The sequence below is a fragment of the Sulfitobacter sp. 15WGC genome (assembly GCF_005068605.1).
GTDB classification, from domain to species: domain Bacteria; phylum Pseudomonadota; class Alphaproteobacteria; order Rhodobacterales; family Rhodobacteraceae; genus Sulfitobacter; species Sulfitobacter faviae.
The window spans coordinates 1-254 of the sequence record NZ_SZNL01000148.1; the positions used below are offsets into that span (position 1 = coordinate 1).

Here is a 254-nt window from a genome sequence, read left to right on the forward strand (position 1 = left end):
CAGTAAGAGGACGCAAAATGCGCCATCCAATCATTCTGGCCGTCTGCATGGCAGGCGTCACCGCCCTTGCTGGCTGCGGTGAAAAAGACGCGAACGCCACCGTTGAACGGGCTTTCAAGGACGTCAAGTGGTGGATGAGACCAACCTCTCCGACGTGATGCTGACAGTGGCCGACCCGAATGAGGCGGTGAGCTATTTCGCGCGTTCGGTCAAGGAAAGCCCCGACCGCATCGACCACCAGCGCGGGCTTGCCG

At 60.6% G+C, this 254-nt stretch carries 1 pseudogene; it reads left to right on the forward strand.

Annotation, left to right across the window (positions count from 1 at the left end):
• Window positions 1–17 precede the first annotated feature (17 nt).
• Window positions 18–254, forward strand: a pseudogene (locus FCK22_RS19450) (hypothetical protein); the annotation flags it as partial.